Origin of the sequence: Rouxiella sp. Mn2063 (assembly GCF_049319665.1) — a bacterium.
In the GTDB taxonomy this organism is placed as follows: Bacteria; Pseudomonadota; Gammaproteobacteria; order Enterobacterales; family Enterobacteriaceae; genus JBMOUD01.
Genome location: NZ_JBMOUD010000002.1, coordinates 133,345 through 147,043, shown reverse-complemented (window position 1 = coordinate 147,043; position 13,699 = coordinate 133,345). Strand labels below are relative to the sequence as shown.

The following is a 13,699-nucleotide window of genomic DNA, read 5'->3' as shown; positions in this document are numbered from 1 at the left end:
TCGTCCTCCCCTGTCATAATGATGTCCGTTTTTGACCTTCTTCGTTCTTCGTTTCAGGCGCAACATGGTTTTACCGTAAATCATTGAGGTCTGAAAATGACACATAGCGCCCTGTTAATTATTGATGTACAACGTTCATTCGAACAAAAGGACTTCTGGCAACCGGAAGTCTTACCGGATTTTCAGCATTCCCTTAGTCGATTAATTGATGGCTGCGCCATACGCAACATACCCTTGGTGGATATCTTCCATGTTAGCCAAGGGCCATTTGCTCTGGATTCCGGCTTTGTTGTGCCGATGGCGTTTCTGAGCCACCAGCCGCAGGCCACGTTTTATAAACACGTCCATAATTCATTAACTGAATCTGGACTAGACGCGTGGTTGCGAGAACAATCCATCACACATTTAATTATTAGTGGAATGCGCACCGAGCAGTGCTGTGAAACTACCGCTCGTGTAGCCTCCGATCTGGGGTATCGGGTAACCTTCGTTAGCGAAGCGACGTTGACCTTCCCGATGACGCACGCGAATGGCCGTGTCTTTAGTGCCGCAGAGATTATCCAGCGAACCGAATTGGTACTGGCCGATCGTTTTGCGCGGATCGCTGATGTAGACGGCGCATTGGCTGAACTGGATAAATTGGCCAAAGAAACAGCAGCGGCTTGAATCGATATTCATTTTAGCCAAGCGCTGAAGAATGCTGGCAGCCAGACGACATTGGTCTAAGGAAAGCAGATAACATGCAGCATAACGTCTATTTTCTCGTCTTACCTGGCGTGATGTCTCTTGATCTCACCGGCCCGGCAGAAGCTATGCGGATTGCCGGTGACTTCAAGCTGCACTATGTTGGGCCGTTGCCAGAAGTCGAGCTCTCCACCGGGTTGATGGTGAGCCACATTCAACCACTCCCAGACAGCCTGCCTACTGGCAGTATTATTGTTATACCGGGAGTGAATAACTCGGCAGCGGCATTTTTTACCCCTGCCGCCTTGCGTATTCGCGACTGGCTCCATCAGCAAAAAACGCTAATCGACACCGGGCAGCTCACGTTGGTCTGCATCTGTTCAGGTAGTGTGCTGGCCGGTTGTGCAGGGTTACTCGATGGCTACCAATGCACCACGCATCACGACCTCATTACCAGATTGCGTGAGCAGGTGCCTTTAGCCTTGGTGAAAGATAACCGCATTTTTGTTGAAGACCGCCATGTATTAACCAGCGCAGGCATCAGTGCCGGTATTGACCTGGCCCTGCATCTGATCGCTCGCTATCAAGGTACGCAAGCCGCCATTAAGGTCGCACGCGAGATGGTGGTATATTTTCGTCGAGCGGGAGACGATCCGCAGCTATCACCTTGGTTGCAATACCGTAATCACCTTCATCCAGCCTTACACCGGGCACAGAATTTACTCTCTGCCGAGCCAGAGTCTGTCTGGCAAATCGATGCCCTCGCGGCCAAAGCACATATCAGCGGACGACATCTGGCAAGGCTATTCCGCCAACACTTGGGGATTAGCATTCGTGACTATCACGAGCAATTACGTCTGGCGGTGGCAGAGCAGCGCTTACAGCAAGGGTTTGGTATCGAGAAAGCCGCACTCACCGCAGGATTCACTTCAGGTCGCCAGCTGCGACGCGCTCAACAGCGCAAACAAGCGCAGTCGTCCTAGCTAACCCAATGCCGTCGATCGATTTTGCTGAGCAAGATAGCCAGCAGCAGGCCGCCAAATAAACCACAAATAAAGAACAAGGCGATGCTAACCAGCGGGCCGCCGGGGAGAGGCAGATGCAAACTGCGCAGGCCGATGATAATGAACGCATGAAAACCATAAATCGCTAGCGAATGGCGGGAAATCGCCGACAGTCCAGGTAAGGTTCGCGAGGCGAGACAATTTTTTGCCCAGACAAATAGGGCTAGAGCGGCAATAAAGACTAACGGGCTACAGTACGCATAAAAGGTCGCCGCAAAATTTTGATTAATGTGCGATTGCACGCGCGTGCCGATAGCGACGCCCAGCGTCGCGATAATAAATAACAGCGCCGTTGCCCAGCTCACCGCCGGTCGTTCGGTTTTGAGCGTACTAATTGCCCGGCCTAACAAAGCATAAAGCACATAATAGAAGGTATCGCCGCTGATATAGAGGTTCAAAGGCAACAATGGCACGCCTTGCCAGTTGAGCTTCGGGAGCTGCGGGTTCGCCAATACGCCCACCACAATACACAGCATCAGCAGATAGCGCCCGGAGGTCGCTTTAACCTGAATGAGTGGAGAAAGGAGATAAATAATACCAATCGCATAGAAAAACCAAAGATGGTAAAACACCGGCTTTTGCAGCATATGCTTAAAGGACGGCCAAAAGCCGATCTTTGTCAAACTCGCTATATAGATCAACGATAACAGGCTATAAAAAATAAAGCACAGGCCGATACGCAAAAAGTGGCGAGGTTGGGCGTTTTTTTCACCAAAGAACAGTGCGCCAGAAATCATAAAAAATAGCGGTACGCTCACGCGTGATGCGGCATTGAGGACGTTCGCTATATTCCAGCTAGCCGTCGCTATCGCTGAATAATCGATAACATAAGAAGTACTCGCATGGATCATCACCACCATGATGCAAGCCATACCACGCAGGTTATCTAGCCAATAAATTTTTTGACCCATTTCCCTACTTTCCTGTCTTTATTCTCGTATTTTTGGGCCTGATAAACACTGTAGGCGGCATTGTATTGACTAACAAGCCAAAAACTCTATTATCAGATTGTGCTGAACGCAGTAAAGAAGATTGCCACGCGTTCAAATTATAGGCAGAATACTCATTATTAGTGACTCCGCTTGCGTTACCCGCCCGGTAAGTCCCCTATTTTTTGCTAATTATCAACTAATTGGCATTTCTTTGTGAAACGATTATGCATACAACAACTAAAACTGCGGCCTTATTAGGTCGGCAGGCGCTGCTGTTCCCTCTGTGTTTAGTACTCTTTGAATTTGCCACTTATATTGGCAATGACATGATCCAACCCGGTATGTTGGCCGTTGTCGCCAGTTTTAACGCGAGCGAAGAGTGGGTGCCAACGTCAATGACCGCCTATCTTGCAGGCGGCATGTTTCTACAATGGCTATTAGGCCCGTTGTCAGACCGTCGCGGACGCCGACCAGTGATGTTAGCGGGCGTTGGCTTCTTTATTCTGACTTGTCTGGCCATCGTGTTTGTTCAGAATATTGAGCAATTTATGGTGATGCGTTTCCTACAGGGGATCAGCCTGTGCTTTATCGGTGCGGTAGGTTACGCCACGATTCAGGAATCGTTTGAAGAAGCCGTGTGTATCAAAATCACCGCGTTGATGGCTAACGTGGCGTTGATTGCACCTTTGCTTGGACCACTTGCGGGCGCAGCGCTGATTCATGTTGCCCCATGGCAGGTAATGTTTGTGATTTTTGCCGCACTGGCCGCTATCTCGTTCTGGGGATTGTGGAAAGCGATGCCGGAAACCTCTTCCCGCTTAGGTGAAACGCTGTCGGTGAAAAGCCTGCTCAGTGATTACAAAGAAGTGTTGAGAAACCGCCAATTCCTCAGCGGTGCACTAGCGATTGGTTTTGCCAGCCTGCCTTTACTGGCGTGGATCGCCCAATCACCGGTTATCCTGATTAGTGGTGAAGGACTGAGCAATTTTGACTATGGTTTGCTACAGGTGCCGGTATTTGGCGCGTTGATTATCGGCAATCTGGTACTGGCGCGCCTGACCGGCAAACGCAGCGTTGAACAGTTGATAAAACTAGGTGCCGTGCCTATGGTAATAGGGCTGTTCATCGCTGCGATTGCCACGTTGCTCTCAGCGCACACTTATTTATGGATGACCGCCGGGCTGAGCTTATATGCCTTCGGCATTGGCATCGCCAATGCCGGACTGTATCGCCTGACGCTGTTCTCCAGCGATATGAGTAAAGGCACCGTATCCGCCGCAATGGGGATGATCAGTATGATTGTCTTTACCCTGGGTATTGAATTGGCAAAAGTGGCCTATGTGGCTGGAGGCAGCGGGACATTTAGCCTGTTCAATCTGATTAGCGGACTGCTTTGGCTAACACTGGTTGTGGTATTTATTCGACGCCGTAACAGCGTGACTCCGGTGGCTGACGCCGTATAAGTCATGGCACAAGCCCCAATAATCTTCCTGCGATTATTGGGGCCAACTCATTTAGAACAAACCTATCGGTTTCTCTGAATAACTCACCAACAAGCATTTCGTCTGTTGATAGTGATCAAGCATCATCTTGTGAGTCTCTCGCCCTATTCCCGATTGTTTATAACCACCGAATGCGGCATGAGCAGGATAAGCGTGATAGCAGTTTGTCCACACGCGACCCGCTTGGATATTGCGCCCCATATGGTAAGCAATATTCCCGTTTCGGCTCCATACGCCTGCACCCAAGCCATAAGACGTATCATTAGCGATAGCCAGCGCCTCATCCATATCTTTGAAAGTCGTCACGGCTAATACTGGCCCAAAGATTTCCTCCTGGAACACGCGCATATTGTTCTTACCTTGCAAGATAGTCGGTTGCAGGTAATAGCCTTCGTTCAGCCCGCCTTCCAGACGTTTCCGTTCACCGCCGGTTAATACCTTAGCCCCTTCCTTCTTGCCTATCTCGATGTAATCCATAATCGTTTTCAGCTGGCCGGCAGAAACTTGCGGTCCCATTTGCGTATCGGCATCCAACGGATTACCGGCGCGAATAGATTCAACGCGTTTAACCGCCCGCTCCATAAAGCGCTCAAAAATAGATTCCTGTACCAACGCCCGACTTGGACAGGTACACACTTCACCTTTGTTGAAAGCAAACAACGCGAAGCCTTCCAGTGCTTTATCCAGGAAGTCATCATCCTTATCCATCACATCGGCGAAGAAAATATTCGGCGATTTGCCACCGAGTTCTAACGTTGCCGGAATAAGATTCTGCGCCGCATAGCCAGCAATACGCTGACCGACCTCGGTCGACCCGGTAAAGGCTACTTTAGCGATACGTTTTGAGGTGGCGAGATATTCACCAATTTCACTGCCAGCCCCGTTTACTACGTTAATGACACCCGGCGGCAGAATATCTTGCGTCAGCTCCATCAACAGCAGTATCGACAGCGGCGTCAATTTAGCGGGTTTGAGTACAATGCAGTTGCCTGCTGCCAAGGCCGGTGCCATTTTCCAACACGCCATCAGCAACGGGAAATTCCAAGGGATTATCTGTGCCACTACGCCAAGCGGCTCGTGGAAATGATAGGCAACGGTTTCATTATCAATTTGGCTAATCCCCCCTTCCTGCGCACGCGCACAAGAAGCGAAATAGCGAAAATGGTCAATCGCCAGCGGCACGTCTGCACCGCTGGTTTCGCGGATAGGTTTACCGTTATCCCAGGTTTCGGCATTCGCTAATAGCTCAAGGTTTTGCTCCATGCGGTCAGCGACTTTATTAAGCAGATTAGCGCGCTGCTGTACCGACATTTTGCCCCATTCGCCTTTGGCTTTATGAGCGGCATCCAACGCGAGGTCGATATCGGCGGTGCTGGAACTGGCGACTTCACAGAGCGCTTCGCCCGTCACTGGCGTTAAATTGGTGTAATAAGCATGATTGACCGGCGCTACCCACTCGCCGCCAATAAAGTTGTCATAACGTTTTTTCAGTTTAAGTGGGAAACCATATTCTTCTGGTTTAACGGCGGGGGACAGCTTGTCATAGGCCATAAATTCTCTCCTTAACTGCTGATAGATGACGCAGCCATTAGGCAGCATCGAGGTAAAAACCTCATTGCTTAAAGAATACGTGATGAAAAAACAAACAGCGGAATGTTAAGCCAACTCTTCGAGCAGCTTCACAGCTTTTCGACTTTAGGGACGAGCTAACTAAATATAGGGAGGGAGAAAGAGACAAATGGCTGGCAGCCACGCGATATTTATCCACGGGCTGCCAGATTTCAACATCAAGAAGAAGGGAACAAAAACGGGTTGATACTGCTGCGGGAAAAACCCTTGTCTTCCACCCGATCGTCAAGCAAGAGCGTCGCCAAATCGTCGGCCACGCACTCTGCCTGCGGATCTTTATCTTGGTAGATCATTTTCAGATAGCCGCCACAATCATCACAGGTTTCAGCTTTGACAACAGTTTGTCTACCGACCAGGCCTTGTTCACTGGCTAACGCCTGCTCACTGCTTTGTTCCTCATCGGCGGCCAACTCTTCATGTAATGACCAATAGTGCAGGTTATCCATGGACTCACAATTGCTACATTTGGCGCGTACCACGTGCCACTGACTCTCACACAAATTGCAGTGCAAATAACGCAGACCGTTAATAGTCCCTAGCGTTATCACGCCTGCGACCGGGACGCTGCCGCAAACCGGACAAAACTGGCGGTTATTGCCGTAATCGGCACGCCCCACGCCGCGTAATTGTGCTGCCATCTGCGCCCAATACATCGACAGCGCCGCCCAAATAAACGGGGCTTGATCGGCAGGAACTTGTTTAAAATTCTGATTAAGCAGCCGGGTCGCCATCATTTCTCGTTGTAAATTCGGCGCATGTGCGAGGCGTTCTAGTACCAAAGCTACTGTGGGTGATGCCGTCGGTTTCAATTCGGCGATCAATGCATCAAGCAGGCTTAACCAATAAGTACTACGCGGCATCAAGCGACAATCGAGCGGAGGGTTACCCGCGGCATCTGCCAACTCCGCACTAAGATCCACACTCAGCGGCTGCGCGTCTACTACTCGTTGCTGTGCGTCACATAGCGAGGCAGCAAAATTTAAATAGCCATCCAAAGGACTGTCTTCTGCCAGCTTACGCAAACGTGCAGCACGATGTTGATAGAGTGTTTTCAGGTTAGCGAACAGTAGCGGCGCAATGTGGCTCGCCGATTTCTTGCCGTCGGCTAAGGCTTCTTGCGGAACAATCTGAATACTCATCCGGCTTTCCTTTGTTCTTTTTTCAACTGCTCATCACGTACTGCACGATACCAGCGCGGATGGTGTTTTTTCGCCCAGGCGGTGGTGACCCACCCCTCAACCATGGCTGTTATCGTGCCTTTCACCCACAGTGCGGCATAGACATGCACCATAATCACCAAAATCAGTGCCACTGCCGAGACCGAGTGGACGACCAAAGCTAAACGAATCAATGGAATAGAGAAGTAGTCGGCAAACCACGGGCGCCAGATAACGACGCCGCTAGCCAGCAACAGCAGCAGGCTGACGATCGCCGCCCAGAAGACAAATTTTTGGCCGAAGTTATAACGACCTGTATCACCAACTTCATGATTCATGGCGATTTTATGAATATTTTTCGCCCACAACATATCGTCTTTATTCAGCAAATTGTGATGCCAATAGCGTAAGAACATGCCGATAAAGGAGACAAACATCACCACGCCGAAAAACGGGTGCAGAATGCGCGCCATCTGCGGCGTACCGAAAATATTCATCAGCCAGTTGAAAGAGGGGAAAAAGAATCCCAGTCCGCTAATCGCCACCGTCACAAAGCAGAATGCCACCACCCAGTGGTTAAGCCGTTCTGGCGCGCTATAGCGCTGAATACGCTTGTCCTTTTTCATGGCTGCTTCTCCTCATCATGTTCCTCTTCTTCTACCCGATTTGGCCCGACGCCCACATAGTGGAACAGCATGGCGGCAAAACTGGCCGCAAAGCCAACGGCCGCCAACGGTTTCCACACGCCCTTCCAGAACGTCACCCCGGCGCTGATGGCGGGATCAGCGGGTAAACCGTGGTACAACGCAGGTTTATCCGCGTGGTGCAGCACGTACATCACGTGCGTGCCGCCAACGCCTTGCGGGTCATATAATCCGGCTTGCTCAAAACCTCGGCTTTGCAACTCGCTTACGCGTTCAGCCGCTAAATCTTTCATCGCCTGTTTCGAGCCAAAATGAATCGCCCCCGTCGGGCAGGTTTTGACGCAGGCCGGCTCCTGTCCAACGCTAACGCGATCGACACAGAGTGTGCATTTGTAGGCACGATTATCCTGTTTATTAATCCGCGGCACGTTGAATGGGCAACCGGCAATACAGTAACCACAGCCGATGCAGTGTTCCGACTGGAAATCGACAATGCCGTTGGCGTATTGAAGGATGGCACCTTCCGATGGGCAGGCTTTTAAGCAGCCCGGGTCAGCGCAGTGCATGCAGCCGTCTTTGCGGATCAGCCATTCCAGCTTGCCGTTTTCTTCAACTTCCGAAAAACGCATTACCGTCCAAGACTTAGCGCTTAGATCCATCGGGTTGTCGTAAACGCCAGTGTTATATCCGACTTCATCACGCAGGTCATTCCATTCGGAGCAGGCGACCTGGCAGCCTTTACAGCCGATGCAGGTAGTAACATCAATGAGCTTGGCGACTTCCTGCTGATGATCCCGAGCGCGTGGCGCGGGCGTGAATCCGTTAGTGGCGGACTTACGAAGTATGTCCTGAGATTGCATTGCCATAATTCGTCTCCGTTACACCTTTTCCACGTTAACCAAAAACGCTTTGAACTCTGGCGTTTGTGAGTTTGCATCACCGACCGATGGCGTCAATGTATTGGCTAAGAAGCCTTTACGCGTTGCGCCCTCAAAGCCCCAGTGACAAGGAATACCGATGGTTTCCACCCGTTTGCCGTCAATAGTCAGCGAACGAATACGTTTAGTGACCACCGCTTTCGCCAGAATAAATCCACGTTTGGAGGAGACTCTGACGCTGTCGCCCTGTGCGATATTTTTTGCGGCGGCCAGCGCTTCGCCGATCTCGACAAATTGCTCTGGCTGCGCAATGGCATTAAGCAACGCATGTTTCGTCCAGTGGCGGAATAGTTCGGTGATCGCATAGGTAGTGGCAACATGCGGGAACTCTTGTGCTGTCCCCATATTGGGTAAGTCGCGGGCAAAAATACGCGCCACCGGGTTATGCACCACATTCGGATGCAACGGGTTAGTACCAATCGGCGATTCAATCGGTTCGTAATGCTCGGGGAAAGGGCCTTCGGCCATTTTATCTATCGCAAACAGGCGGCCAACGCCTTCCTGCTGCATGATAAACGGACCAACGCCAGTGCCGGGCGCTGCCTGACTATAATCAGCAACGTCAAAACCCGCCCACTTTTCGCCATCCCAGCGAATGATTTCGCGTTTTGCATCCCAGGGTTTGCCCTGCGGATCAACCGAAGCGCGGTTATATAAGATGCGGCGATTAAGCGGCCACGACCAGGCCCAGCCGGAGGTGCAACCAAGGCCGGAGGGATCGGCGTTATCACGGCGCGCCATCTGGTTGCCCGCTTCGGTCCAGCTTCCGGCGTAAATCCAGCAGAAGCTGGCGGTCGAACCGTCATTTTTAAGATGGGCGAAGGTCGAGAGTTGCTGGCCTTTTTTCGCCAGCAGGTTGCCTTGCTCATCATGGATATCTGCCAAGGCTTTGCCGTTAGCTTCCCGGGCGATCTCCTCTGGTAGCGGATCGAGTGGGTCATGATAATCCCACGCCATATTCAGCACCGGTAAAGGATTCGCCCCGCCTTCCTGGCGGTAAAGCTCGCGAAGTTTCATAAATAAACGGGCGATAATTTTACCGTCATGCAAAGCTTCCCCCGGCGGCTCCGCAGCCTGGAAATGCCATTGCAGCCAGCGGCCAGAGTTAACGATTGAGCCATTTTCTTCGGCAAAACAGGATGACGGCAGGCGGAAGACTTCGGTTTGAATCTCCGAGGTGTTAACGTCATTCATCTCACCATGATTCTGCCAAAAGTTGGAAGACTCGGTGACCAACGGGTCGATAACCACCATGTACTTCAGGTTAGAAAAGGCGCGTGAGGCTTTGTTTTTATCTGGAAAAGCCGCCAATGGGTTGAAGCCTTGCACGATATAGCCGTTTAGCTTGCCTGCCACCATTAACTCAACTTGTTGCAGCAGATCGTAGCTTTTATCCCATTTCGGCAACCAATCGAAGCCCCAGTCGTTGCTGGCTTGTGCATGCTCGCCCCAGAAACTTTTCATCATGCTGACAAAGAAATTCGGCGTGTTTTTCCAGAAGTTCACCTGACCTTCTACCAGCGGAGCCGGGGTAATTTGTTGCAGATAATCGGTCAGATTGGTTTGTTTCTCCGAAGGTAAACCGATATAGCCCGGTAAGTTCAGCGACAACAGGCCAAGGTCGGTATATCCCTGAATATTCGAGTGACCGCGCAGGGCGTTAACGCCGCCACCCGGCATACCGATGTTTCCGAGCAACAGTTGAATCATCGCCGCACAGCGGATCATTTGCGCGCCACCGGTGTGATGGGTCCAGCCCAGCGCATACAAAATTGTCGAGGTTCTGTCCGGCACCGAGGTGTCAGCCAGGGTAGCGCTTATTAGCAGGAAATCTTCTTTTGAGGTGCCGCACAGCCGCTCGACCATTTCCGGCGTATAGCGGGAAACGTGCTGTTTCAGTAAGTTCCATACACAGCGCGGGTGCTGTAACGTCGTATCGCGTTTGGCGAAACCTTTTTCATCAAGCTGATAGTGCCAGCTCTCTTTGTTATAGGTTTTTTTAGCGGCGTCGTAGCCGCTGAACAGGCCATCGTTGAAGGTGAAATCATCGCGCACCAGCAGGCTGGCGTTAGTATATTCGCGGACATAGTCGTGCTGGATTTTGTCATGAGTGATCAGATAGTTGATCATGCCCAGCAGGAAAACAGTATCGGAACCGGCGCGGATCGGCGCATAAATATCGGCGACCGCGGCGCTACGGTTAAAGCGTGGGTCGACAACAATGACTTTGGCATTGTTACGGGTTTTGGCTTCAATCACCCATTTAAAGCCCACTGGATGCGCTTCTGCCGCATTGCCCCCCATAATTAAGATGACGTTGGCATTTTTAATATCAACCCAGTGGTTGGTCATCGCACCACGCCCGAAGGTTGGCGCTAAGGCAGCTACAGTTGGGCCGTGACATAGACGCGCCTGGCAGTCGATAGCCAACATGCCCAGCGCACGCGTAAATTTCTGATCCAATAGACCTGTTTCATTACTGGCCGCTGATGAACACAGCATGCCGGTGGTCAGCCAGCGGTTTACCGTGACGTTGTTTTGGTTTTTTTCAATAAAGTTGGCATCACGGTCATCTTTCATCAGACGAGCAATACGGGAGATTGCCTCATCCCAGCTAATTTTCTGCCATTTATCGGAGCCTGGCGCACGGTATTCTGGATGGGTCAGGCGACCTTTACTGTGAATATAATCCAGTACGCCCGCGCCTTTAGGGCACAGAGAACCACGGCTAACTGGGTGATCCGCATCGCCTTCAACATGAAAAATATTCTCAGTGACGTTTTTGGCGCCATCCCCTTGGCTGTAGAGCAGCATCCCGCAGCCAACTGAGCAATAGGTACAGTTATTACGGATTTCTCGCGAACGAAGTAATTTATATTGGCGGGTTTCCGCTAGTGCCAATGTTGGCGCAAATCCTAATAAGGCCGCGGTTGTGCCCGCCAAGCCACCTGCGCAGACTTTAAATAGCTGCCTTCTGCTGACCTGCATGAAAGACTCCTTCCCATCACTTATTAATGTGTTGCCCTAAGCAAAGCTATGGTTATCAAACAACAAAACCATGGTTATCAAACAACAAAGCTATGACGACCAATTAATGACATGTGGCAATCAAATTGATGCTTTCCCCATCAGACGAGGAAGCGGTAAAATAAGTGCCAATTACCAGACAATTAGTATGGCTAATATAGCCGGAATGTTTATAAGGTTATTGCGAATGGATGTCCATCAAGTAAACGAATTTGGCAAAAAAGATGACAAAAAAGTGATTCAGATCATCGGAGCGCAGCGTAAACCAGTGATGCAGCGTGGACACTTAAGCCAACCTGAAGAGGATTGGCTCGCTGAAGAAGTGCCGGTAGCCTTGGTCTACAATGGGATTTCGCATGTCGTGATGATGGCCTCCCCAAAAGATCTCGAGGCTTTCGCCTTGGGCTTTTCACTCTCGGAAGGGATTATCGAGTCGGCACAAGAAATTTACGGTATGGACGTGACATCCAACTGTCATGGTATTGAAGTCAATATAGAGCTATCGAACCGCCGCTTTGCTGGTTTGAAAGAGCGCCGCCGGGCGATGGCGGGACGAACGGGATGTGGCGTCTGTGGCATCGAACAACTCGATGATTTGTTTCGCCCTCTTACACCTTTGCCCTTTACGCAAACTTTTAATTTAGCCAATCTGGACAACGCGCTTAATCAGCTTAAAACCATACAAGCCGTCGGCCAGGTTACCGGTTGTACTCATGCTGCCGCTTGGTTGAGCCCACAAGGGGAGTTTTTAGACGGCTGTGAAGACGTTGGCCGTCACGTTGCACTAGATAAGCTGCTCGGTGTACGTAGCAAACAGCCGCATTGGCGAGCCGGTGCAGCGTTAGTCTCCAGTCGCGCAAGTTATGAAATGGTGCAGAAGGCGGCAATGTGTGGCGTAGAAATTCTGTTTGCTGTCTCAGCGGCAACAACGCTGGCGGTAGAAGTGGCCGAACGTTGTAATTTAACCTTAGTGGGATTCAGCAAGCCGGGACGTGCCACGGTTTATACGCATCCACAGCGACTACGAGGCTGAGTGCCCGCCGCAGTTTGACGTCGGTGATAAATTGCAGGAATCCTCCGACTCTTGGCGTAAAACCTTTTACTGTCGCTTAAGACGCTTTACTGTGGTTGAGAGCTTTTAGAGCATAGAACTTTTTACCGTATAGAACTTTTTAAGACATAGAACTTTTTAAGACATAGAACTTTTTAAGACATAGTTAGCATGTCTTGCGCTAAGCCGCTTATAGACTGGATCGTACAATACCCACACCAAGTGTGGAGCATAGATAAACATTTTCAATATCATTTAATTAACTATAATGATCCGATTGATTACGCGGTGCTCACATTAGTTTGTACCGCTTTACTAAACTGGAGATGATGAACATGAGTTATTCACTGCCATCCCTGCCTTACGCTTACGATGCCCTCGAACCACATTTCGATAAGCAAACGATGGAAATCCATCACAGCAAACACCACCAAGCTTATGTAAACAACGCCAATGCTGCGTTGGAAAGCCTGCCTGAGCTGGCTAAGCTGTCTGTTGAAGAACTGATCGCTAATCTGGACAAAGTACCGGCTGATAAGAAAGTTGCTCTGCGTAATAACGCTGGCGGCCACGCTAACCACAGCCTGTTCTGGAAAGGCCTGAAAACCGGCACCACCCTGCAGGGCGAACTGAAAGCGGCTATCGAGCGCGATTTCGGCAGCGTTGACGCTTTCAAAGAAACCTTTGAAAAAGCAGCAGCTACCCGTTTCGGTTCTGGCTGGGCTTGGCTGGTTCTGAAAGCTGACGGCAAACTGGCTGTTGTATCTACTGCTAACCAAGATAGCCCGCTGATGGGTGAAGCTGTGTCTGGCGTTTCTGGTCACCCGCTGGTGGCTCTGGACGTTTGGGAACACGCTTACTACCTGAAATACCAGAACAAACGCCCTGACTACATCAAAGCATTCTGGGACGTTGTGAACTGGGACGAAGCAGCAAAACGCCTGGCAGACGCTAAGTAATGATCTATTAACCCCTGTTTCGGGGGTTGATTATTCAACCGGCACAGCATGCTGTGCCGGTTTTTTTATTTCTCTATCATCTTGTTTCTAGTCTTAAAAACATCATTTTCTT

Annotated in this window: 10 protein-coding genes and 1 pseudogene; 5 read left to right on the top strand and 6 right to left on the bottom strand. The window is 50.6% G+C overall.

Annotated features, from left to right (window positions below; all coding sequences use genetic code 11):
- The first annotated feature begins 96 nt into the window (after positions 1-96).
- Positions 97-666 carry an isochorismatase family protein gene (locus ACL9RG_RS04045; RefSeq protein ID WP_422791309.1) on the top strand — a complete coding sequence of 190 codons (570 nt, stop codon included), beginning with the start codon at positions 97-99 and terminating at the stop codon, positions 664-666.
- Positions 667-740: 74 nt separating this feature from the next.
- Positions 741-1,667: a GlxA family transcriptional regulator gene (locus ACL9RG_RS04040; RefSeq protein ID WP_422791308.1), complete on the top strand. Its 927-nt coding sequence runs from the start codon at positions 741-743 to the stop codon at positions 1,665-1,667.
- On the opposite strand, the gene ACL9RG_RS04035 is transcribed toward ACL9RG_RS04040, so the two are convergent.
- The gene (locus tag ACL9RG_RS04035) at positions 1,664-2,659 is read right to left on the bottom strand and encodes an acyltransferase (protein WP_422791307.1); all 996 of its coding nucleotides are present in this window, start codon (positions 2,657-2,659) and stop codon (positions 1,664-1,666) included. The two genes, ACL9RG_RS04040 and ACL9RG_RS04035, sit on opposite strands and share 4 nt — an antisense overlap.
- 245 nt (positions 2,660-2,904) lie before the next feature.
- Here ACL9RG_RS04035 and ACL9RG_RS04030 point away from each other — a divergent pair, with 245 nt between their 5' ends.
- A complete protein-coding gene (locus tag ACL9RG_RS04030; protein WP_422791306.1) occupies positions 2,905-4,143 on the top strand; it encodes an MFS transporter in 1,239 nt (412 codons plus the stop codon).
- Positions 4,144-4,194: 51 nt separating this feature from the next.
- Here ACL9RG_RS04030 and ACL9RG_RS04025 read toward each other — a convergent pair whose 3' ends face one another.
- The 5 genes from ACL9RG_RS04025 to fdnG form a co-directional block, all read right to left on the bottom strand.
- Positions 4,195-5,733 carry an aldehyde dehydrogenase family protein gene (locus ACL9RG_RS04025; protein ID WP_422791305.1) on the bottom strand — a complete coding sequence of 513 codons (1,539 nt, stop codon included), beginning with the start codon at positions 5,731-5,733 and terminating at the stop codon, positions 4,195-4,197.
- A gap of 236 nt (positions 5,734-5,969) precedes the next feature.
- A complete protein-coding gene (gene fdhE / locus ACL9RG_RS04020) occupies positions 5,970-6,950 on the bottom strand; it encodes a formate dehydrogenase accessory protein FdhE (RefSeq protein ID WP_422791304.1) in 981 nt (326 codons plus the stop codon).
- Positions 6,947-7,594: a formate dehydrogenase cytochrome b556 subunit gene (gene fdoI / locus ACL9RG_RS04015; RefSeq protein WP_422791303.1), complete on the bottom strand. Its 648-nt coding sequence runs from the start codon at positions 7,592-7,594 to the stop codon at positions 6,947-6,949. The genes fdhE and fdoI overlap by 4 nt, the downstream gene beginning before the upstream one ends.
- Entirely contained in the window at positions 7,591-8,478 is an 888-nt protein-coding gene (fdxH, locus tag ACL9RG_RS04010; protein WP_422791302.1) for a formate dehydrogenase subunit beta, read from the bottom strand. Before fdxH ends, fdoI begins: the two co-directional genes overlap by 4 nt.
- 12 nt (positions 8,479-8,490) lie before the next feature.
- The gene (gene fdnG / locus ACL9RG_RS04005; RefSeq protein WP_422791301.1) at positions 8,491-11,538 is read right to left on the bottom strand and encodes a formate dehydrogenase-N subunit alpha; all 3,048 of its coding nucleotides are present in this window, start codon (positions 11,536-11,538) and stop codon (positions 8,491-8,493) included.
- A 307-nt stretch (positions 11,539-11,845) separates the two neighbouring features.
- Between fdnG and fdhD the strand changes: the two are divergent.
- Together fdhD and sodA are read left to right on the top strand one after the other, a co-directional pair.
- A pseudogene (gene fdhD, locus ACL9RG_RS04000) lies at positions 11,846-12,610 on the top strand (formate dehydrogenase accessory sulfurtransferase FdhD); the annotation flags it as partial.
- Between the two features lie 353 nt (positions 12,611-12,963).
- Entirely contained in the window at positions 12,964-13,587 is a 624-nt protein-coding gene (sodA, locus tag ACL9RG_RS03995; protein ID WP_422791300.1) for a superoxide dismutase [Mn], read from the top strand.
- The last annotated feature ends 112 nt before the right edge of the window (positions 13,588-13,699 follow it).

Coding starts and splice junctions, on each gene's coding strand:
- ACL9RG_RS04045 (WP_422791309.1), top strand. CDS start 97: ATGACACATAGCGCCCTGTTAATTATTGATGTACAACGTTCATTCGAA.
- ACL9RG_RS04040 (WP_422791308.1), top strand. CDS start 741: ATGCAGCATAACGTCTATTTTCTCGTCTTACCTGGCGTGATGTCTCTT.
- ACL9RG_RS04035 (WP_422791307.1), bottom strand. CDS start 2,659: ATGGGTCAAAAAATTTATTGGCTAGATAACCTGCGTGGTATGGCTTGC.
- ACL9RG_RS04030 (WP_422791306.1), top strand. CDS start 2,905: ATGCATACAACAACTAAAACTGCGGCCTTATTAGGTCGGCAGGCGCTG.
- ACL9RG_RS04025 (WP_422791305.1), bottom strand. CDS start 5,733: ATGGCCTATGACAAGCTGTCCCCCGCCGTTAAACCAGAAGAATATGGT.
- fdhE (WP_422791304.1), bottom strand. CDS start 6,950: ATGAGTATTCAGATTGTTCCGCAAGAAGCCTTAGCCGACGGCAAGAAA.
- fdoI (WP_422791303.1), bottom strand. CDS start 7,594: ATGAAAAAGGACAAGCGTATTCAGCGCTATAGCGCGCCAGAACGGCTT.
- fdxH (WP_422791302.1), bottom strand. CDS start 8,478: ATGGCAATGCAATCTCAGGACATACTTCGTAAGTCCGCCACTAACGGA.
- fdnG (WP_422791301.1), bottom strand. CDS start 11,538: ATGCAGGTCAGCAGAAGGCAGCTATTTAAAGTCTGCGCAGGTGGCTTG.
- sodA (WP_422791300.1), top strand. CDS start 12,964: ATGAGTTATTCACTGCCATCCCTGCCTTACGCTTACGATGCCCTCGAA.